Genomic DNA, 21,635 nt, shown 5'->3' on the forward strand with positions numbered 1-21,635 from the left:
CAGCCCAGGAAGGCAAGCGATGCAGGAGTTCCTCACCGTCGTGTTCGGTTTCCCGACCCTGCCGTACAGCATCGTGCTGGCGGTGGCGGTGCTGTATTGGGCACTGGCGGCCTTCGGCCTGGTCGACGACGGGTTTGGCGATGCCGGCGCCGATGGGGCACTGCATGGCGACCCACATGATCTGCAGGGACTGTCCGCGCTGCTGGCGCGCTGGGGCCTGGGTGGGGTTCCCCTCATGCTTGTGGTGACGCTGCTGGGTTTCTTCGCCTGGATCGTCACCTATTTCGTCCATCTGTTCGTGCTGTTGCCGCTGCCGGACCTGCTGCGCTGGGCCATCGGTGCGGTCGTGGCCCTTCTGGCGCCGTTGCCGGCGGTGCCGTTCACCGCGCTGCTGCTGCGCCCCGTCCGCAGGTTCCTGCTGCGCCTGCGCCCGGTGGCGCAGGCCTCGCTGCTGGGGCGTACCGGCGTGGTTGCCTCGCCGAAGGTGGATGCCCGCAGCGGTCACGCCACCTTCGACGATGGAGGCGCCGGACTGGTGCTGCAGGTGCGCAGCGAGATCGAACTGCAGCGTGGCGAGCGCATCGTGCTGGTCGAACACGTGGCTGATCAACACCATTACCGGGTGGTCCGCGCCGACGCGGTCGCCCTCGACTTCCAGGACAACCTGCTTCCGGGCAACAAGGAGAATCACTGATGACGTTGGCAACCATGGCCCCCTTCCTGATCGGCGTAGCCGTGCTGCTGGTCGCACTGCTCGGCCTGGCCGGCCTGTTCAAGGCCTTCTACCGCAAGGTCGACCAGGGCGTGGCCCTGATCGTCAACGACATGAGCTCCACGCCCAAGGTGCACTTCACCGGTGCGCTGATCATCCCGGTGCTGTACCGCGCCGAGCTGATGCGGATCAGCCTGATCACGCTGCAGATCGACCGCCGCGGCAAGGAAGGCCTGATCTGCCGCGACAACATGCGTGCCGATATCGCCGTGGCGTTCTACCTGCGGGTCAACGAGACCCAGGCCGACGTGCTGCGGGTGGCCAAGGCCATCGGTGCCGACCGTGCATCGGACAAGCATGCCGTCGACGAGCTGTTCAACGCCAAGTTCTCCGAAGCGCTGAAGACGGTCGGCAAGAAGTTCGACTTCACCGAACTGTTCGAGAAGCGCCAGGAGTTCCGCGACGAGATCATCGCGGTGATCGGCAATGATCTGAACGGCTACGTTCTCGAGGACGTGGCGATCGACTACCTGGAACAGACCCCGAAATCGCTGCTGGACCAGTTCAACATTCTCGATGCGCAGGGCATCCGCAAGATCACCGAATTGACCGCCGCGCAGAACGTGGTGACCAACGAGCTGGAGCAGAACGAGAAGCTCGCCATCACCAAGAAGAACGTGGAAGCGCGCGAAGCGCTGCTGGCCCTGGAACGCCAGCAGGCCGAAGCCGAAGCGCGGCAGAAGCGCGAGATCGAGACCATCCGTGCGCGCGAGGAGGCCGAGACCGCCAAGGTGCAGGAAGAACAGCGCCAGCTGTCCGAGAATGCCCGCATCGAAGCGCAGCAGCTGATCGAGATCCGCGACCAGAACCGCCTGCGCGAAGTGGAAGTGGCCGAGCAGAACCGCCAGCGTGCCGTGGCCATCGAGGCCGAGCGCGTGGAGCGCGCACGCCAGCTGGAGCAGGTCACCACCGATCGTGAAGTGCAGCTGCAGGGCGTGGAGCGTGACAAGGTGGTCGAGCAGGGCAAGATGGACGTGGCCAACATCACCCGTGAACGCATCTCCATCGACAAGACCGTGGCGCAGGAAGAGGAGCGCATCAAGGAAGTGCGCGAAGTCTCCGAGGCCGACCGCCAGAAGCAGGTGCTGATCCTGGAAGCCGAGGCCAAGGCGCAGGAAGCGCTGGTGCGCGAAGTCAAGGAAGCGCAGGCGCGCGAGACCGCTTCAAAGCATCGCGCGGTGGAACTGACCACGCTGGCCCAGGCCGAGCATGAAGCGGCCGGCAAGCAGGCCGAAGCCAAGCGCCTGTTGGCCGATGCCCTGCGTGCCGAACAGGCAGCGCCGGGCCTGGCCGAAGCGCAGGTGCGTGAAGCTTCGGCGCTGGCCATCGAGAAGGTCGGCATTGCCGAGGCCCGCGTGATCGAAGCCAAGGCCGAAGCCAGCCTGAAGCAGGGCAGCAACGAAGCCCGCGTGCTGGCCGAGACCCTGCAGGCGCAGGCACAGGGCGAGGAAAAGATGGGCCTGGCCCGTGCCACCGCCACCGAGTCGCTGGGCAATGCCGAAGCCGGCGTGGTGCAGAAGAAGCTGCTGGCCGAGGCCGAGGGCCTGGTGCGCAAGTTCGAAGCCATCGCCTCGCTGAGTGACCAGGCACGTGGTCATGAAGAGTTCCGCATGATGCTGGACAACAGCCTGAAGCAGGCGCTGGCCTCGATCGAAGCCGGCAAGGAAGTCTCGCGCGAGAACGCCAATGTCATCGCCAGCGCGCTGCGCAACGCCGATATCGACCTGGTCGGTGGCGACGGCGGCATGTTCGAGAACCTGGTCAAGGCGGTGTCGCTGGGCAAGTCGATCGAAGGCTTCGCCGGCAAGAGCCCGATCGTGCAGGAGCTGATGCAGCGCTACCTGGGCGTGGCCGTGGCCGAACCGGCGCCGCGCCAGATCGCCGAGGATGCCGAAGCGGTACCGACCGTGTCGGCTACCGTGGTCGACAGCGCCCGTTGATGCATCGGGCGATGGCCGCCGCCATCGCCCGCCCGCGCCGGCCGCAACCGCGGCCGTCCGCCCGTGAGCCGGAAACCTGCTGATGTCTGAAACCCATCCGTCCGCCGAATCCACTGCGCCGGAGGCCGGCGGCAGCACCGTCGACCAGGCTGTCGCCCAGGGCGGCGCCTACGAAGTCCTGCGCCGCCGCCTGGCCGAGCAGGGCCAGCGCCTGCAGGGCCTGGCCGAAACGCTCAACCGCCAGCGCCTGGCCGAGTTCGGCGACAGCCGCCTGGAGGTGGTCGGGCGCTTCCGCATCCGCAGCGACAACAACTGCGTCGGCCGTGACATCGTGCAGGTGGGCCCGGACCGCCTGCTGTTCGGCTACAACGTGTTCATCGGGTTGAAGACCCAGACCCGCATCGAGGATGTGTTCGGCCTGTACCGGCTGGTGCAGGGCAGCGACGGCTACGACGTCGCTGCGCTGGAACTGAAGGGCAGCTTCCTCGACCAGCCCGGCTTCGTGCACGATTTCAACGAGCTGTATGCCTACTACAAGCACGCGCGCCTGCTGCAGCTGATCGTGGTCGGCGACAAGCTGCTGGCCTCGTTCCAGATCGGCGAGCGCAGCAGCGACGTGCGCGTGTTCCGCTGGGCGCTGTCGCGCGAGGGCGAGCTGACTTACCTGGATGCGCGCGGTGAGCGCGACATCGCATTGCCGCCGCCGTTTGATTTCGAATGGACCAAGGCCACCCGCGACCTTGCGGTCAGTGGCCGGCATTCGCACCTGAACATCCTCGACACCCTGTTCGTGGAGACCACCGGCGGTGATCTCACCATCAAGGTGGAGAACAACACCGAGACCGGCCAGGGCATCTACAGCGAGCCGGTGGAGGACAGCACGCAGTCGCTGGACGACGCCCAGTTCGAGTTCGCCCGGGTCGGCTCGCTGGTATTGCTGAAGGTGCTGCCGTACCGCGAGACCGAATGGCGCGGCCTGATCTACAACACGCTGACCGGCGGCATCGTGCGCAATGATGCGATCGTGCAGGCCTGCGTGCAGCTGCCCGAAGACCATGGCGTGATCTTCCCGGGTGGCTATTACCTGCAGGGCGGCGAGCACAAGGCATTTGATGCCTCGATGGCCGGCATGCAGTTCAAGCGCAGCATCCGTTCGCCAAACGGCGAGGACGTGCTGTACATCTTCTACGAGCGCGAAGGCGGGCGCTCGGCGCTGTTCGTCTACAACACCATCCAGCGCGTGCTGCAGAACCCGGTGTTCGGCCATGGCTACGCCTTGATGCAGGACGGGCGCATGGTGCTGTTCCATGCCGAGGGCAGCGAACCGACCCGCATCCATCCGATGCAGGTCTGGCAGACGCCGTTCAGCAGTGACGAGTTCGCCGCCAACCGGCCGCCCGGCAACACGTTCATGGGCCGCATCGGCAACGCCGAGCTGGTGCGCGGCATTTCCAACCTGTTCAACCTGGCGCGCGAGATCGATGGCCAGGACGTGTCGGTACAGCGCTACCAGCGCCTGGTGGCCGATACGCGGCGCCTGTTCGATGCGCACCACTGGCTGGGTGACGCGGCCTGCGATGGCGCCGAGGCGCTGCTGCGGCAGATCAGCGCGACCGGCGAATCGGTGCTGGACGAGTACGAGAAGGTGCAGTCGATCCGTCAGCAATCGGCGCAGGCGATGCTGGAGGCCGAGGCCGCGCACAAGGCGCTGCTGGGCCGGCTGCAACCGCAGAACTGGAGCGAGGTGCAGGCCTTCGTCGAGGCCCTCAACGCGATCACCGCATTGCGCGGGCGGCTGCTGACCCTCCGCGAGCTGCGCTACATCGACACCGCGCGCATCGAGGCGATGACCGTCGAACTGGTGGAGGCACAGGACCGTGTTGGCGCCGCCACCGGTGACTTCCTCGCCGGCGAGGAGGCGCTGGCGCCGCTGGCCACGCGCCTGCAGGCGCTGGACGATGCCGCGCAGCAGGCACAGACGGCGCGCCAGCTGGACGAGCAGTTGGAAGGCCTGCTTGGCATGGCGTCCGACCTGGACATGCTGTCGGAGCTGATGGCCGGCCTGAAGGTGGACGATGCCACTGCCCGCACCCGCGTGGTCGAGTCGATCTCGGTGCTGTACGGTCGCCTCAACCAGGCGCGCGCGCGTGCTGACCAGCGCCGCAGGTCACTCGGTTCGGCCGAGGCCGTGGCGCAGTTCGCCGCCCAGTTCGCGCTGTTCTCGCAGTCGATCACCAGCGCGCTGGCGCTGGCCACCGACCCCGAACGTGCCGACGAGCAGTTGTCGCGCCTGCTGGTCCAGCTGGAAGAACTGGAGAGCCAGTTTGGCGAACACGAGCAGTTCCTCGGCGACATCCTGAGCAAGCGCGAAGAGCTGGTCGAGGCCTTCGAAACGCACAAGCAGGCCTTGCTGGATGACCGCCAGCGCAAGGCGCGTTCGGTACTGGATGCGGCCAATCGGATCCTCGACGGCCTGGCCAGGCGCACCGAGCGCTTCGCCACCGCCGATGAGCTCAACGCGTTCTTTGCCGGCGATCCGCTGATCCTCAAGCTGCGTGAGCTGGCCGAGCGCCTGCGCACGCTGCACGACAACGTCAAGGCCGACGACATCGAGGCGCGGCTGAAGGGCGTGCGTGACCAGGCAGTGCGCCAGCTGCGCGACCGCAGTGACCTGTACGAAGCCGGCGGCAACGTGGTGCGGCTGGGCCCGCGCCATCGCTTCAGCGTCAATACGCAGGCACTGGACCTGACCCTGTTGCCGCGTGGCGATACGTTGGCCATCCATCTGACCGGCACCGACTTCCTGGAGACCCTGCACGACCCGGAGCTGGACGCACTCAAGCCGTTCTGGCCGGTCACCCTCGACTCGGAATCGCCCACGCTGTATCGCGGCGAGTACCTGGCCGGCAGCCTGCTGCTGGCCGCGCAGGAGGGGCGCGACGGCCTCGATCTGGCTGCGCTGCAGCACGACGTCGCGAACCCGGAAGCGCTGGATCAGCGCGTGCGTGCGTTTGCCGCACCACGCTATCGCGAAGGCTACGAGCGCGGCATCCATGACCACGATGCGGCACTGATCCTGCGTGCGCTACTGCCTTTGCAGCAGGCGGCCGGCAGCCTGCGCCATGCACCGCGGGTGCGTGCGCTGGCGTTGCTGTTCTGGGCCGCCGAGCAGCGGCGCGAAGCGGTGGCGCAATGGCCGGCGCGGCAGGTGGGCGCCGAGGCGCTGGCACGCCTGCTGGGGTCCGACGAAGGGCGTCTGGCGTTGCGCACAGAAATGGCCGAGGCGCTGCTGGCGTATGCGCAGTCCCACGTGTTGCCGTTCGATGCAGATGCCGCGCAGGCTGCATCCGCCTATCTGGGCGAAGAACTGGCGGCGGGCGATCCGGTGTTCAGCAGCAGCCGCCACGCGGTGGCGCTGCTGGAGGCATTGGCCCAGCAGCTGGAGCAGGCGGGGCAGCGTGAGGCGGTCGAGCGTGCCCTGCAGCGCGGCCAGGATCCACTGGCTACGCGTTGGTCATTGGCTGGGCAGTGGCTGCGCGCAGTGGCGCGGATGCCGGCGCATGCCCAGCATGCCGGCTATGTCGACGAAGCCGCCGCGTTGCTGCTGGTGCAGCGCCAGTTGCGCACCCGTACCAGCGATGCCGCACTGCAGGCGGAGGTCAATGGCCTGCTGGGTGAACACGCACGCATCAGCAATGGCACGCTGGTGGTATCGCTGGATGATTTCCTGGCGCGCCTGCAGCAGCACCTGCGTCATTTCGTGCCAGCGTTCCATGCCTACCAGGCGCTGCGCCAGGGCATCATCGGTCGCGAGCGCGAGACCCTGCGGCTTTCCGAGTTCAAGGCGCGGCCGCTGTCCTCGTTCGTACGCAACAAGTTGATCAACGATGTCTACCTGGGCGTGATCGGTGACAACCTGGCCAAGCAGATGGGCACGGTCGGCGAGAACAAGCGCAGCGATCTGATGGGCCTGCTGATGATGATTTCGCCCCCGGGCTATGGCAAGACCACGCTGATGGAATACGTGGCGCACCGGCTGGGCCTGGTCTTCATGAAGATCAACGGCCCGGCGCTGGGCCACGAGGTGCGCTCGCTGGACCCGGCCCAGGCACCGGACGCGACCTCGCGGCAGGAGCTGGAGAAGCTCAACCTGGCGCTGGAAATGGGCAACAACACCATGCTGTATGTGGACGACATCCAGCACACCCATCCCGAGTTCCTGCAGAAGTTCATCTCGCTGTGCGATGGCACCCGCCGTATCGAGGGTGTGTGGCGCGGTCGCACACGCACCTACGACATGCGCGGCAAGAAGTTCTGCGTGGTGATGGCCGGCAACCCGTACACCGAGTCCGGCGAGGTGTTCAAGATTCCGGACATGCTGGCCAACCGTGCCGACATCTACAACCTCGGTGACGTGCTCGGTGGCATGGAGGCCGCCTTCACCCTCAGCTACATCGAGAACAGCCTGACCTCCAATCCGGTGCTGGCGCCGCTGGCCACGCGCGACATGGCCGACCTGTATGTGCTGGTCGACCGCGCGATGGGCAAGGAGGTCTCGACCAACAGCCTCAGCCACGCCTACAGCAGCGCGGAGATCAACGAGATCACCGCCACCCTGCAGCGCATGCTGCGTGTGCGCGACGTGGTCTACCGGGTCAACCAGCAGTACATCGCCAGCGCCGCACAGGACGACCGCTACCGCACCGAGCCGCCGTTCCGCCTGCAGGGCAGCTACCGCAACATGAACAAGCTGGCCGAGAAGATCTCCCCGGTGATGAACGAGGACGAACTGCAGCAGTTGATCTCCGACCACTACCTGGGCGAGGCGCAGCTGCTGACCACCGGCGCCGAGGAGAACCTGTTGAAGCTGGCCGAACTGCGCGGCGTACTGGATGACACGCAGGCGCAGCGCTGGGCGCAGATCAAGCGCGACTTCCTGCGCAACAAGGCCATGGGTGCCGACGACAGCGATGTCGGCGGGCGCGTGGTGGCGCAGCTGGCCGATATCGCCACCGCGCTGCAGCTGCCATCGCCCGCGCCGGAAGCGATCCCCGTTGCGGACCCGGCCCCGTGGCCGGCGCTGCTGGAGGCCCTGCATCGCCTTTCAGAGGCGCGTCCCGCCGCCGCGCCGGCGCCGGTCGTGGCAGCCCCCAGCGTGCCGGCCACGGCCCTGGCCGAAGACCTGCAGGCGGGCCTGGCGCCGCTGGTGGAGCTGCTGGCGGCATCGCAGGCGCAGCAGGTGCAGGTGTCGCAGACCCTGGCCGCGTTCGCCGGCTGGGCGCGACAGCAGGTCGAGCGGGGCACGCCGAGCGCTGTGGTGGCGCAGCGCGCGCGCGTGCGCCGCGCCGCGACGCCGGAGGAGCGGGCGCTGGATGAGGCGCTGATGCGCCATTTCTACGGCGAGTCATTGCCACCGGAAGACGGCGATGGCATGCCGGCATCCACGCCGAAGCCGCCGCCGCTGCCGTGACCACGCGCGTGCCACTGCCGCCACCGATGCTGCCGGATACGGTCGATGTCGCTGCGCTGGCCGACTATGGTGCGCCGTTGCTGCAGGCGCTGGCGCGGCGCGAAACGCCGTTGCCACCGGATGCGGGTGAGCGCCTGGTGGCTGCGCTTGCGCGCATCGCGCTGGCCCTGCAGGCCGGCAACCCGGCGCAGATCCGGCAGCAGGAAGGCTGGTGGGGACGGCTGCTGGGGCGCGATGTCGCTCGCGAAGCAGAAGGGCACGCGCTGCAGTCGCAGCTGGGCGTACTGACCCTGCAGGCGCGTGAGCAGGCCCAGCACCTGCAGCAGCACATGCAGCTGCGGGCCATGGCCATCGTTGAGCATTCCGCGGCGGCCGCGGCGCTGGACGGCTGGGCCGAACTGGCTGCGTCGCGGCTGACGACGCTGGATAGCGCCGGTCAGGCCGCGCTGTCGCATCGGCTGGACCATCTTCGCCGGCTGGCCTCGCTGCGCCGCCTGGAAGCCGGTCAATGGCAGCTGCTGCAGGACCAGGACAGCATGCTGCTGCAACGCTTCGCGCGCATCCATGACGTGCTGCTGCCGGCCTGGCGGCAGGCTGTACTGGCGGGCCAGGCCGCTGCGGGCGCTGCGTTGGCTGGCAAGGCTGCCACGTTGCACGCACAGATCGATGACGAGGTGGCCGCGGCTCAGGCTAGACTGCCTTGAGCCGGCCGCCGCTGCCGCTTACCCAACTGCAAGGAGACTGCCCGATGACCCAGGACAGCCAGACCCCCGGTGCCCTCGTACCCGGCACGACCACCGCCACTGCGCTCGATGAAGGTGCGCTGCAGGCGCTGGGACTGGTACGCGAGGACCTGCCGCGCATCGCCGAGATCCGTCTGGAACTGGACGATCTGCGCCCGGGTAACCTGCAGGTGTTCGGCCGCGAAGCGGCCACGCGCACCGCAGCGTTCTCCAGCCAGTTGCTGGACCAGGTGCGCAATCGTGACCTGGATGCCAGTGGCGAGAAGCTGGGCGAAGTGGTGCGCATCGCGCGCAGCCTGAAGCTGGATGGCTTCGCGCAGCGATCGAAGGTGCCGGTGATCGGTGGCCTGATTGATCGCATGCGCGCCTCCAAGGGCGAGCTGGTGCAGAAGTTCAGCGACACCAATGCGCAGATCGAACAGCTGCTGGCCGACGTCGGCGTGCAGCAGGCGTTGATGGGAAAGCGCGTGGGGGAGTTCGACCGCATGCACGATATCGTTCGCGAAGAACGTCGTGCGCTCGGCCTGTATGCGGCAGCGGGCAAGCAGCGGCTGGCCGAACTGCAGGCCGAACAGCTGGCCGGGCAGGGCAGCGAGGACCCCCAGCAGCGCATCCGCCAGGGCGAGATCGACAATGCGATCCGGTTGATCGAGAAGCGCGTGTCCGACCTGCAGCTGATGCAGCACGCCGCCGACCAGTCGCTGCCGATGATCCGCCTGATCCAGGCCAACGCACTGCAGCTGATCGAGAAGTTCAACACCGTCCGCGACATCACCATTCCGTCGTGGAAGCGCCAGTTCGCCATCCAGCTCTCGCTGGGCGAACAGAAGGCTGCGGTCGAACTGTCCACGGCCATCGATGACGCCACCAACGAACTGATGCGTCGCAATGCCGACCTGCTGCGCCAGGCCTCGGTGGATACCGCGCGCAGCAACCAGCGCGGCGTGATCGACGTGGCCACGCTGCGCCATGTGCACGACCAGCTGATCGCCACGGTGGAAGAAGTGCGCAGCATCCATCGCGAAGGGATGCAGCAGCGGCAGCAGGCCGAAGTCGAGCTGTCGCGCCTGCGCGAAGACCTGCAGCAGCGCCTGGCCACACCGACCGCCAGCTGAAAAAAGGGGACGGAGGGAATTAAGTCGTTTGTGCCACTTGCGACTTAATTCCCTCCGTCCCCTTTTTGTTGTCAGCGGAGTTGCCGGCCCAGCCAGTCGGCGAGCGCATCCACGCGCGCATCAGGTGGTCCGTCCGGTCGCGCCAGCACCCAGAAACCACCGGTGGCGGCAAACCCCCACGGCGCGACCAGTCGCCCGGCGGCCAGGTCCTCGGCCACCAGTGGCTCGGGTGCGATCGCCGGGCCCAGCCCGGCCACCGCTGCCTCCAGCAGGTAGTACAGATGCTCGAAGGCCGTACCCAGCTGCAGCTTCGCGGGGTCCAGAGCGTGCGCCTGCGCCCACGCCGGCCACGCCTGCGGCCGTGAGCTGGTGTGCAGCAGCGTTTCCTGCAGCAGCGCCGAGGGCGGTACATGCCGCAGGCGCTGCGCGGCCGGATGCGAGGGGGCCACCACCACGCCGACCCGTTCCGGGGCCAGCTCACGCACCTGCCAGCCGCGGGGCCACGGCCCCTGCGCCAGCAGCAATACCGCATCCAGTGCCGCCTGTGCCTCGGTGAAGCTGCCATCCAGCGCTGACCATTGCAGGCGCACGCCGGGCAGGGCGGCCTGCAGCGCAGGCAGGCGCGGGATCATCCAGCGCGCCAGCACGCTGCCGCTACAGCCCAGTACCAGCGCCGGGGCCGCCGCCGGCCGCCGCAGTTCGCGCACGCAGTCTTCGATGCCGCCGAAGGCCTCGCTGCACGCTGCCTGCAGCCGCGTGCCCGCAGCGGTCAGGCGCAGGCCGCGACCGGCACGCTGGAACAGCGCCAGGCCGAGATGGTCTTCCAGCAGCTTCAGCTGGCGGCTGACCGCACCGTGGGTGACATGCAGGTCGTGTGCGGCGCGGCCAACGCCGCCGAGACGGGCGGTGGCCTCGAACGCACGCAGCGCATTGAGCGGCGGCAGCAGGGAACGGCTCATGTGAGATTTCCTGACGATATGCGCCAGATAATATCCATTTTCCGGTCAAGACCCGTGCGCTAGAGTATCCACCTGTCTCGAACCAGCGGTCGCTTCCATGTCTGCCTCCCCCATTGCCGACTACCACGCCTTCCCGGACGCCCAGGGCCATTTCGGCCGCTACGGCGGCAGCTTTGTTGCCGAAACCCTGGTGGGTCCGCTGCAGGAACTGGCCCAGGCCTATGACCAGGCCCGTCAGGACCCGGCATTCCAGGCTGCCTACGACCGCGACCTGGCCCATTACGTGGGCCGGCCGAGCCCGATCTACCACGCCCAGCGCCTGAGCGACCATGTCGGCGGCGCGCAGATCCTGCTCAAGCGTGAAGACCTGAACCACACCGGCGCGCACAAGATCAACAACACCATCGGCCAGGCGCTGCTGGCCGCGCGGATGGGCAAGAAGCGCATCATCGCCGAGACCGGTGCCGGCCAGCACGGTGTTGCCAGTGCCACCGTTGCCGCCCGCCTGGGCCTGGAATGCGTGGTGTACATGGGCGCCACCGACATCGAGCGGCAGAAGATCAACGTCTACCGCATGAAGCTGCTGGGCGCGACGGTGGTGCCGGTCACCTCCGGCTCGGCCACCCTGAAGGACGCGCTCAACGAAGCGATGCGCGACTGGGTGACCAACGTGCAGGACACCTTCTACATCATCGGCACCGTGGCCGGCCCGGATCCGTATCCGCGCATGGTCCGTGACTTCAACGCCATCGTTGGCCGCGAGGCGCGCGAGCAGATGCTGGCCGAGTATGGCCGCCTGCCCGATGCGATCACCGCCTGCGTCGGCGGCGGCAGCAACGCCATCGGCCTGTTCCACGCCTTCCTCAACGATCGCCAGGTCGAGATCGTTGGCGCCGAAGCCGCCGGCGACGGCATCGGCACCGGCCGCCACGCCGCATCGATCGCCGCCGGTCGACCGGGCGTGCTGCATGGCAACCGCACCTATGTGCTGTGCGACGACGACGGCCAGATCATCGAGACCCACTCGGTGTCGGCCGGCCTGGACTATCCGGGCGTCGGCCCGGAGCATGCTTTCCTGGCCGATACCGGCCGTGCGCGCTACCTCGGCATCACCGATGAAGAAGCGCTGCAGGCCTTCCACCTGCTGGCGCATACCGAGGGTATCCTGCCGGCACTGGAGTCCAGCCACGCACTGGCACAGGCGATCAAGCTGGCGCGTGAGCGTCCGCGTGACCAGATCGTGCTGTGCAACCTGTCCGGCCGTGGCGACAAGGACGTGCACACCATCGCCGCGCGCGAAGGGCTGGTGCTGTGAGCGCGCTGCTGCGGAACAGCGGGGTGCTTCTGCTGGTGCTGGGCCTGGCCGCGTGCCAGCCGCCGGAACCGCCAGTGCTTGCGCCGGCTGCCAAAGCCACCGCGCAGCCCGCACAGCAGCCGGCCGCCAACGATGACCTCGACCCGATGGCGCGTACGCCAATCGTCGATCCGCCGTCTGCGGAAGAGAGCAACGGCGACAACGCCCCCGCCGTCGCCTCGGTGGCACTGGACCATGCCGGCGAAGTGCTGGTCGGCCAGCACATGGGGGACCTGAAGTCACTGGGGCCCTGGAAGGCGCAGGGCGCGAAAGAGTTCTTCGAAGGCGACTGCGAGTACTACGACGGCAGGGGGTTGCCGCCGGGCGTGTCGATGATGACCGACGACGACCGCGTGGTCCGTTTTGATCTGAAGCCGGGCGACGACCCGGAGCTGCCGGTTGAACAGCCCGGTCCATTCGGCCTGCGCATCGGCATGACCCGTGCCCAGGCCATGGCGCAGTTCCCGAAGCCGCCGGTATCCAGCCCGCATGCCTACGACGGTGACCAGGGCGAGTACCTCACCTGGCAGGACCCGGGTTCGGACCTGGGTATCCGCCTGGAACTGTTTGAAGGGAAGGTCACCCGGATGTACTGGGGAACCAGCGATGCGATTGAACTGATTGAAGGATGTGCCTGAAATGCCCGTATCCCGACTCGATGCCTGTTTCCTGCGTCTGCGCGAACAGCAGCGCAAGGCGCTGATTCCCTTCGTCACCGCCGGTGATCCCTCGCTGGAGGCGACCGTGCCGGTCATGCACGCACTGGTCGAGGCCGGCGCCGACGTGATCGAACTGGGCGTGCCGTTTTCCGACCCGATGGCCGATGGCCCGACCATCCAGCGCAGCTCCGAGCGCGCGCTGGCGCGCGGCGCCGGCAGCCGCTACGTCCTGCAGGCCGTGGCGCAGTTCCGCGAACGCGATGCGCAGACCCCCGTGGTGCTGATGGGCTACCTCAACCCGGTGGAGATCCATGGCTACGCGGCCTTCGCCAAGGCCGCCGTCGACGCCGGCGTGGACGGCGTGCTGCTGGTCGATCTGCCGCCGGAAGAAGCGGGCGACGCCCAGCAGGCGTTCGACGCAGCCGGCCTTGCGCTGGTCCTGCTGGCGTCGCCGACCACCAGCGAGGCGCGAGCCGACAAGCTGCTGGCGCTGGCCCGTGGCTATCTCTACTACGTCAGCTTTGCCGGTGTCACCGGCGCGTCCGAGCGCCTGGACAGCGATGCCGCCAGTACCCGACTGCAGGCGTTGCGCGCGCGCGCATCGGTGCCGGTAGTGGCGGGCTTCGGTATCAAGGATGCCGCCAGTGCCGCGGCCATGGCCCGCCAGGCCGATGGCGTGGTGGTCGGAAGCGCGCTGGTGGCGGCGCTGGCAGAAGCGGGCTCGGCGGAAGACGCGGTGCAGCGCGCCCGGGCCTTCCTCGCCCCGCTGCGGCAGGCGCTGGACGCGTAACAGGACTGCCGGCCGCTGGCCGGCATCCTCCTGATGGCTCGCGTGCAAGGGCTGCCGGCCAGCGGCGGGTACCGCCCAGCACCTAAACGTACGTCCCAGCATGGTTTTTTCCGGCTGCCCCGCGGCTGGAAAGGGGGTGCACGGGCGGGGAAAGCGGAGCTAGACTGTCCGCCTTTGCGGCCCCTGGGCCGCCCTGAACGGAAGTGTCCTCCCGCATGAGTTGGCTCAGCAAGTTGATGCCGTCCGGCATCCGCACCGACAACACCCCCAGCAAGAAGCGCAGTGTCCCCGAGGGCCTGTGGGAAAAGTGCAGCAACTGCGGCAGCGCGTTGTACCGTCCGGAACTGGAAGAGAACCTGGAAGTCTGCCCGAAGTGCGGCCATCACATGGCGATCCGCGCGCGCGCGCGCCTGGCCGCCCTGTTCGACGCCGACAGCACCACCGAGATCGGTGCGCGCCTGGGGCCGACCGACCTGCTCAAGTTCAAGGACCAGAAGAAGTACAGCGAGCGCATCAAGATCGCGCAGAAGAACACCGGCGAGTACGACGCGCTGATCGCCATGCGCGGCCTGCTCAAGGGCCGTGCGCTGGTGGCATCGTCCTTCGACTTCGCCTTCATGGGCGGCTCGATGGGCTCGGTGGTCGGCGAGCGTTTCGCACTGGCCGCAGAAACCGCGGTCGAGATCGGTGCGCCCTACGTGTGCTTCTCGCAGAGCGGTGGCGCCCGCATGCAGGAAGGCCTGTTCTCGCTGATGCAGATGGCCAAGACCTCGGCCGCGCTGGGCAAGCTGCGTGAAGCCGGGCTGCCGTACATCTCGGTGCTGACCCATCCGACCACCGGTGGTGTCTCGGCCTCCTTTGCGATGCTGGGCGACATCAACATCGCCGAACCGCAGGCGCTGATCGGCTTCGCCGGCCCGCGCGTGATCGAGCAGACCGTGCGCGAGAAGCTGCCGGAAGGCTTCCAGCGCTCGGAGTTCCTGCTGGAGCACGGTGCCATCGACCAGATCTGCGACCGCCGCGAGCTGCGTGACCGCCTGTCCGACCTGCTGGCGATGCTGGGCCGTCAGCCGGCGCCGGAGGTGGCTTGATGGGAGGCCGCAAGTACTTCGGTACTGATGGCATCCGTGGCCGGGTCGGCCAGGGCGTGATCTCGGCCGACTTCGTGCTGCGCCTGGGCAACGCCCTGGGCCGTGTACTGGTCGCCCAGCGCGGCCAGGACGGGCGCCGGCCAATCGTGGTGATCGGCAAGGACACCCGCATTTCCGGCTACATGTTCGAGGCGGCACTGGAAGCCGGCCTGGTGGCCGCCGGTGCGGACGTGCAGCTGCTGGGGCCGATGCCGACCCCGGCGGTGGCGTTCCTGACCCGTACGCTGGGCGTGGATGCCGGCATCGTCATCAGTGCCTCGCACAACCCGCACTACGACAACGGCATCAAGTTCTTCTCCGCCCAGGGCGAGAAGCTCGACGATGCCACCGAGCTCGCCCTCGAAGCGGCGCTGGACGTTCCTTTCACCACCGCCGAATCGGAGAAGCTGGGCAAGGCATCGCGTGGCCGCGAGGCGGTCGGCCGCTACATCGAGTTCTGCAAGGCCAGCGTGCCGCGCGCGTTCGACCTGCGTGGCGTACGCCTGGTGCTGGACTGCGCGCACGGCGCCACCTACCAGATCGCACCGCTGCTGTTCCGCGAGCTGGGTGCCGAGGTGATCGGCATTGGCGCCGAGCCCAACGGCGTCAACATCAACGCCGGCGTGGGCTCCACCCATATCGACAATCTCGCGGCCAAGGTCCGCGAAACCCGCGCTGATCTCGGCATTGCCTTCGACGGCGACGGCGACCGCGTGCTGATGGCCGACGACCAGGGCAACCCGGTCGACGGCGATGACCTGCTTTACATCCTGGCCCGCGCATGGAAAGCCGAAGGCCGCCTGCGCGGCCCGGTGGTCGGCACGCTGATGAGCAACTACGGCGTGGAGAAGGCCTTCGCCGATCTGCAGATTCCGTTCGTGCGCAGCAACGTCGGTGATCGCTATGTGCACCAGGCGCTGATCGAAGGCGGTGGGGTGCTCGGCGGCGAAGCCTCCGGCCACCTGCTGTGCCTGGATCGGGCCACCACCGGTGACGGCATCGTCAGTGCGCTGCAGGTGCTGGTGGCGTTGCGCAACAGCGGGCAGACCCTGCGCCAGGCATTGAAGGGACTGGTGCGGGTGCCGCAGAAGACGGTCAACGTGCGGCTGGGCAATGTCTCGGCCAAGGCAACGGTGCAGGCCGACAGCGTGCAGGCCGCGCTGGCCGACGCGCAGCAGTCGGTGGCCGGCCGTGGCCGTGCGTTCCTGCGCCCGTCCGGTACCGAGCCGGTGGTGCGTGTCACGGTCGAGGCCGATGATGCAACGCTGATGCAGGACACGCTGGACCGACTGTCCGCGGCGGTACGTGAAGCCGCCGCCTGAGGCCGCTGCACATCCGCCCAACGAAAACGCCCCGGAATGCCGGGGCGTTTTCTTTGAAGGGGCAGGGCGTTGGGCCGCCTACGGCCCCGGCACCATCTTCTTCTGGCGTGCCTTGAAGCCATTGAACAGCGGCGCGATCAGGGGGGTGTAGCTCTGGGCGATGCGCTTGCGCAACCAGCTCGCCGGGCGGTTGCGGATCGCGAAGCGGTAGATGCGTTCCGGATCGCCGCCGACCACGTTGCGGCCGAACGGGTGGGTGGTGTGCAGGTAGCGGAAGCCGTGCTCGCGCGCCACCTCGATGTGGTCCTGGTCGAAATCGCCGTAAGGCCAGCACAGCGTATCGGACACCTCGCCGAGCTTGTCCCGCAGGACTTCGCGCGAGACTGCCAGATCGTGGCTCAGGCCCGCACGGCGCTGTGCGCGGTCCAGGTCGTCGCGGCGCAGCCAGCGGGTGTGGGTATGGGTGTGGCAATGCACTTCGAAGGTGCCGGCGGCGATGGCCGCGCGCGCTTCGCTCCAGCGCATCATCACGTCGTCGCTGCGGTTCTGCTCGTAGATCGCCGCTTCGCAGCCGCGGTGGTCCGGCGTGGCAGGCAGCACTGCCCCGGCAAGCCCCGCATGGGGCCGCTCCGGGCCTTCGCCCATCCAGCCGGTGACCACGAACACCACTGCGTGCATGCCGTACTTCTGCAGGATCGGGTGCGCATACACCCAGTTGTCCAGGTAGCCATCGTCGAAGGTGATCACGATCGACTTGCGCGGCACCGGCTTGCCCGCCAGGAAGCCGGCGTACTGGTCCAGTGTCAGCGAAGTCCAGCCGTTGCCGGCCAACCAGGCGATCTGGCTTTCGAAATTTTCCGGTGACACGGTGATCATGCCCGGCGACGGACTGACGTGGTGGTGCATGAGCACCGGTACGGTTCGGGCATCAGCCATGTCCCAGCTCCTTCAGCCACTGGCGGTAGTAGTGTTCGGTGGTCTCACCGTGGCCATCGGGGGTGAACCGGTGCGCGCCGTGCATCCAGTCCCACCCGGCGCGGCCCATCTGCCGCCGCCGTTCCGGATCGTCCACCAGCAGGCGCAGGGCGCCTGTCAGGGCTGCATTGTCGCCCAATCGGGTGAGGATGGCATTGCTGCCATCGACCACCATTTCCGGCACGCCACCCACGCGCGTGGCCACGATCGGCACCCCGACATAGGCGGCCTCCAGGAACACGGTACCGGCCGCTTCCTTGTGCGAAGCCAGCGCGAAGATGTCGAAGCCGGCCATCAGCCGGCACGCGCCGTCACGATAGCCGAGCAGGTGGACCTGCTGCTGCAGCCCGTGCTCGTCGCGCAGCGCCTGCAGTCGATCCATGACCGGCTGGCCATCGCCGACCACCACCAGGTGCAGGTTCGGGTGCGTCTTGCACAGCGGCACCATCGCCTGCAGCAGGTCGGCGTGGCCCTTGGGTTCGCGCAGCACCGCCACGCAACCGACCACGATGTCCTGTTCGCCGAAGCCGAGCTCGGCGCGCACTTCCGCGCGTACCTCCTGCAGGCATTGCCAGGGGTCGTCCTTGCGGATCTCGCTCCAGCGCGGCGGGACCGCGATGGGCGGCACGATACCGATGTGTTCGGCCGGAATGCCGCGGTCGGCCAGCAACTGCTTGACGAAGCTGCTGACGGTCAGCACCCGGTGCGGCAGGCCGGTATAGGTCAGCAGCGAGTTGACCGGGCTCATCAGGTGGCGCGAGCGCACCACCAGCGGCGTGCCGCCCAGGCGTGCGCCGGCGGCGGCGATCAGCGCGTCACGGCGGCTGGTGGTGTTGACTACGTCATAGCGTTCGCGGCGCACCAGGCGCGAGACCGACCAGATGCCGCGCAGCAGGCGCAGCAGGCCGCCCATGCGCAGGGTGTGCACGGTGAAACCGTCGTCGCGTGCCAGCTTGGCCAGTCGCGCTTCGGGCTGGCACAGCAGCGCCACCTCGTGGCCACGCGCGCGCATCACCTGCATGTGGCGGAAGATGTAGATCTCCTGCCCACCCATTCCCTTGGCGGCTTCGGTGTGCAGGATGCGCAGCGGACGGTTCATGCAGGATCGATCCTTGAGGGTCAGCGGTTGCGGAAGCGGGTCAGCGCTTCCCATGCAGTGCGTACGGCGGCCGCGTCGGGCGCCTGCTGTGACAGCGGCCGGTAGCGCAGGTCCAGAGCGGTGGCGTTGCCGAACTTGTCGAACACGTAGATGGCATCGCCATGGCGTATCGCGCGCTGCGACCAGCTTTCGACCACCAGCGCACGCGGGCCCTGCGGTTCGGCCAGCAGGTCCTGGCCGGTGCTGTAATCGGTCAGTGCGTTCTCGCAACCCAGCGCGTGGCGCATCAGTGTCGGTACCCAGTCTTCGTGCGAGCTGGTGCGTGCGTCGTGGCCAGCGGCCATGCCTGGCCAATGCAGCACGAACGGGACCTGCAGCTGGTAGTCGGAGAAGTTGCCGTTGTGGCCCCAATAGTTCAGCTTGAGGTCGTTGAACTCTTCGGCATGGTCGCCGGTGACCAGCACGATGGTGTCCTCGGCCAGGCCCTGTGCGCGAAGGTCGTCCAGCAGCGAGCCGATCAGGCTGTCTGCGTAGTGCACGGCGGTGCGGTAGCGGTTGAGTTCCGGCGTCGGGTCATGCTCCGGGCCGAATTTGAGGAAGTCGATGTCCGCAGCCATCGGCGTCGCCACGGGCGGGTAGCCATCGGGCATGTGGTAGGGCGCGTGGGTGGAGTCGAGGAACACGAAGCCGAACCACGGGCGCTGCGCCGCCTGGCTGGCGCGGATGTCCTGCTGCAGTGCACTGATGATCGCGCGGTCGCGGCCGTCGGACTTCAGTGCCGATGGACCCTGGTGCAGCTGGTCGCGCACATCGGCGAAAGCCGTGCGATCGAATTCCGGGCTGTACAACGGCGCACTGCCGTACAGGTGCAGGTCGTAGCCCTGCTGGCCCAGCACCTGGAACAGCTGCGAGCCGCGCTGCTCGTCGAGCATGCTTGGCCAGTAGCCACCGGGCAGGCCGTACAGCAGCCCGAACAGGCCGTAGCGGGTGGCATTGCCGGTGCTGAAGTGCTGGTCGAACACGCGCGCGTCCTGCGCCAGCGCCGACGTGTTGGGCATCAGCTGCGGTGTCAGCACGTCCTGGCGCAGCGATTCCAGCACCACCATCAGCACATTGGGGCGATGCGGGTTCTGGCAGCGCAGCGGGTGCAGTGGGTACTGCAGCTGCGCATGGCGCGGGTCGGGCAGGCCGGCCTGCTGCTGGCTGACCACGCCCAGGCGCCGCATGAAGCTCTTGGCGGTGATCGGTTGCGCCCACGGCAGGTAGTTCCACTGCGCGATCACATCGCGGTCGCCACGGGCGTCGTAGTAGGCGGTGGCGACCTGGCCGCCGGCCATCAGAAGCGCGACCGCTGCCCACGCCTGCAGCACCCGTCGCCGGCGCGGCGCTGCCGGCAACAGCTTCCAGCACGCCCAGGCCAGCAGGCCTTCGGCGGCGAAGACCGCGGCGACCAGCAGCGCGACCTGCAGCCAGGTCTTCCAGGACAGGGCGACCTGGTCCTGCAGGGCGCCGCCGAACACCATGTTCACGACCATGGCGTTGAGGTGGAAGCGGTACAGGGTGAACACCTTGGTGTCGACCAGCAGCAGGCACAGCCACAGGCCCTGCAGGAGAACGGCGCTGATGCTCAGCGTACGGGCAGTGCGTGGCCACAGCCCCAGCAGCAACGGCAGCAGGCCGGCCAGCGCACCGAACGCGAGCAGGTGGCCGGGCAGGGCGATGGCGAGGTAGGCCAGGCCCGCGCTGCCGCCTGGATTGTCCCGCAGCGGCACGTTGCCCAGTGCGATCGCCGCAGCCAGGGCCGCATTGCCGGCGACGAACAGCGACCACCAGGCCAGCCGGCGCCAACGCCGGGTGGAACCTTCAAGGGCGGGTGCGGCAGGGGCGGCTGCGGACATGGCGGGGCGGATTCAGGGAGCGGGCAAAGGGGCGGGCCCAACGTGACGGAAGCGTTAATCCGCGCGCGGGTCGCGCATTGTATCGGTTTGTTTCTTCGTATCGAGTGGCGTCCCCCGGGCGATCTGTCACAATGTTCAGGCGGGCCATGAATGCGCTGGCCCCCCAGACCCAATGACAAGCCAGGAACCGCTGTGAGCCAGATTCCCACCCTCGACATCACCCGTTTCGACAGCGACCGCGAGGCCTTCGTGGCCGAGCTGGGCGCGGCCTATCGCCAATGGGGATTCGCGGGCATCCGCAACCACGGCATCCCGCAGGCCGACATCGACGCGGCCTACGATGCCTTCAAGGCCTTCTTCGCCCTGCCGGAAGAGGTCAAGCGCAAGTACCACGTGCCTGGCAGCGGCGGCGCCCGTGGCTATACCCCCTTCGGCGTGGAGACCGCCAAGGGCTCCAAGCACTTCGACCTGAAGGAGTTCTGGCACATCGGCCGCGAGATCGCCGACGACTCCAAGTACCGTGACGTGATGGCGCCGAACCTGTGGCCGACCGAAGTCGAGGGCTTCCGCGAGCGGGGGTACGGCCTGTACCAGGCGCTGGACAACCTGGGGTCGCGCGTGCTGTCGGCGCTCGCCCTGCACATCGGCCTGCCGGAGAATTTCTTCGCCGACAAGACCAACTTCGGCAATTCGATCCTGCGCCCGATCCACTACCCGCCGATCACCACCGACGACATCCCGAACGTTCGTGCCGGTGCTCATGGCGACATCAACTTCATCACCCTGCTGGTGGGTGCCAGTGCCGCGGGCCTGGAAGTGCAGTCGCACGACGGCGAGTGGGTGCCGTTCACCTCGGACGCGGACACGATCGTGGTCAACATCGGCGACATGCTGCAGCGCCTGACCAACCATGTTTATCCGTCGACCATCCACCGCGTGGTCAATCCTCCGGGCGAGCTGGCGCGCCAGCCGCGCTACTCGGTGCCGTTCTTCCTGCACCCGAACCCGGACTTCCTGATCGACGTGCTGCCCTCGTGCATCACCCCGGAGAACCCGAGCCGGTACCCGGAGCCGATCACCGCCCACGGCTTCCTCGAGGAGCGCCTGCGCGAGATCAAGCTGAAGTAAAGAAAAGTGAGGCCGCCGAAAGGCGGCCTTTTTCTTTGCAGGGCTCCGCCCTGCACCCGCCGAGGCCAAAGCCAAAGCCAAAGCGGCTCTGGGGTGTTCCGTGGGGAGGCGGGGATGTGTCGGATGGCGGGGACGCCGTAAACCCATCCCTGAAGTGACCCCCGAGACTTGGACGGTGGGGTCAGGCGGCTGCTTGGGCCTGTTCCCGGTACTTTACCGGGCTTAGTCCCTTCAATTTCAATCTGATTCGCTCTTGGTTGTAGTACTTGATGTACTCCACC

16 protein-coding genes are annotated in these 21,635 nt (G+C 67.8%); 11 read left to right on the plus strand and 5 right to left on the minus strand.

The window, feature by feature from the left end; genetic code table 11:
• The first annotated feature begins 19 nt into the window (after positions 1–19).
• From AC5P7X_RS17360 to AC5P7X_RS17380, 5 genes are all read left to right on the plus strand, one after another.
• Entirely contained in the window at positions 20–694 is a 675-nt protein-coding gene (locus AC5P7X_RS17360; RefSeq protein ID WP_053500243.1) for an OB-fold-containig protein, read from the plus strand.
• Positions 694–2,712, plus strand: a complete 2,019-nt coding sequence (locus tag AC5P7X_RS17365; RefSeq protein ID WP_005417967.1) for a hypothetical protein — start codon at positions 694–696, stop codon at positions 2,710–2,712. Before AC5P7X_RS17360 ends, AC5P7X_RS17365 begins: the two co-directional genes overlap by 1 nt.
• A gap of 82 nt (positions 2,713–2,794) precedes the next feature.
• Positions 2,795–8,182, plus strand: coding sequence for a DNA repair ATPase (locus AC5P7X_RS17370; RefSeq protein WP_495215203.1), 5,388 nt, complete (start codon positions 2,795–2,797; stop codon positions 8,180–8,182).
• Positions 8,179–8,886: a hypothetical protein gene (locus tag AC5P7X_RS17375; protein ID WP_053500240.1), complete on the plus strand. Its 708-nt coding sequence runs from the start codon at positions 8,179–8,181 to the stop codon at positions 8,884–8,886. Before AC5P7X_RS17370 ends, AC5P7X_RS17375 begins: the two co-directional genes overlap by 4 nt.
• Before the next feature lie 44 nt (positions 8,887–8,930).
• Entirely contained in the window at positions 8,931–10,040 is a 1,110-nt protein-coding gene (locus tag AC5P7X_RS17380) for a toxic anion resistance protein (RefSeq protein WP_005417957.1), read from the plus strand.
• A gap of 71 nt (positions 10,041–10,111) precedes the next feature.
• On the opposite strand, the gene AC5P7X_RS17385 is transcribed toward AC5P7X_RS17380, so the two are convergent.
• Positions 10,112–10,999 carry a LysR family transcriptional regulator gene (locus tag AC5P7X_RS17385; protein WP_346607866.1) on the minus strand — a complete coding sequence of 296 codons (888 nt, stop codon included), beginning with the start codon at positions 10,997–10,999 and terminating at the stop codon, positions 10,112–10,114.
• A 97-nt stretch (positions 11,000–11,096) separates the two neighbouring features.
• Here AC5P7X_RS17385 and trpB point away from each other — a divergent pair, with 97 nt between their 5' ends.
• The 5 genes from trpB to glmM all read left to right on the plus strand — a co-directional run bounded on the left by trpB (position 11,097) and on the right by glmM (position 16,254).
• Complete coding sequence (gene trpB, locus AC5P7X_RS17390; protein WP_005417953.1) at positions 11,097–12,314, plus strand: tryptophan synthase subunit beta; 1,218 nt, start codon at positions 11,097–11,099, stop codon at positions 12,312–12,314.
• Entirely contained in the window at positions 12,311–12,991 is a 681-nt protein-coding gene (locus tag AC5P7X_RS17395) for a hypothetical protein (protein WP_005417951.1), read from the plus strand. The genes trpB and AC5P7X_RS17395 overlap by 4 nt, the downstream gene beginning before the upstream one ends.
• Position 12,992: 1 nt before the next feature.
• Positions 12,993–13,802 carry a tryptophan synthase subunit alpha gene (gene trpA, locus AC5P7X_RS17400; RefSeq protein ID WP_005417949.1) on the plus strand — a complete coding sequence of 270 codons (810 nt, stop codon included), beginning with the start codon at positions 12,993–12,995 and terminating at the stop codon, positions 13,800–13,802.
• A 215-nt stretch (positions 13,803–14,017) separates the two neighbouring features.
• Entirely contained in the window at positions 14,018–14,893 is an 876-nt protein-coding gene (gene accD / locus AC5P7X_RS17405) for an acetyl-CoA carboxylase, carboxyltransferase subunit beta (RefSeq protein ID WP_005417947.1), read from the plus strand.
• A complete protein-coding gene (gene glmM / locus AC5P7X_RS17410) occupies positions 14,893–16,254 on the plus strand; it encodes a phosphoglucosamine mutase (protein ID WP_053500704.1) in 1,362 nt (453 codons plus the stop codon). The genes accD and glmM overlap by 1 nt, the downstream gene beginning before the upstream one ends.
• Before the next feature lie 78 nt (positions 16,255–16,332).
• Here the strand turns inward: glmM and AC5P7X_RS17415 are convergent, their stop codons facing one another.
• Genes AC5P7X_RS17415 through AC5P7X_RS17425 form a run of 3 tightly spaced genes read right to left on the minus strand, consistent with a single transcriptional unit; the run spans position 16,333 to position 20,226 of the window.
• Complete coding sequence (locus tag AC5P7X_RS17415) at positions 16,333–17,190, minus strand: polysaccharide deacetylase family protein (protein WP_061480014.1); 858 nt, start codon at positions 17,188–17,190, stop codon at positions 16,333–16,335.
• Positions 17,183–18,328: a glycosyltransferase family 4 protein gene (locus AC5P7X_RS17420; protein ID WP_495215204.1), complete on the minus strand. Its 1,146-nt coding sequence runs from the start codon at positions 18,326–18,328 to the stop codon at positions 17,183–17,185. The genes AC5P7X_RS17415 and AC5P7X_RS17420 overlap by 8 nt, the downstream gene beginning before the upstream one ends.
• 20 nt (positions 18,329–18,348) lie before the next feature.
• The gene (locus tag AC5P7X_RS17425; protein WP_495215205.1) at positions 18,349–20,226 is read right to left on the minus strand and encodes a DUF3413 domain-containing protein; all 1,878 of its coding nucleotides are present in this window, start codon (positions 20,224–20,226) and stop codon (positions 18,349–18,351) included.
• Between the two features lie 150 nt (positions 20,227–20,376).
• Between AC5P7X_RS17425 and AC5P7X_RS17430 the strand changes: the two genes are divergently transcribed.
• Positions 20,377–21,354, plus strand: coding sequence for an isopenicillin N synthase family dioxygenase (locus AC5P7X_RS17430; RefSeq protein WP_049414703.1), 978 nt, complete (start codon positions 20,377–20,379; stop codon positions 21,352–21,354).
• Between the two features lie 181 nt (positions 21,355–21,535).
• Here the strand turns inward: AC5P7X_RS17430 and AC5P7X_RS17435 are convergent.
• Positions 21,536–21,635, minus strand: a 100-nt coding sequence (locus tag AC5P7X_RS17435; protein WP_495215207.1) for an IS3 family transposase, incomplete at its 5' end; no start/stop codon positions are given.

The organism is Stenotrophomonas sp. YJH_SMC_53 (genome assembly GCF_059369995.1).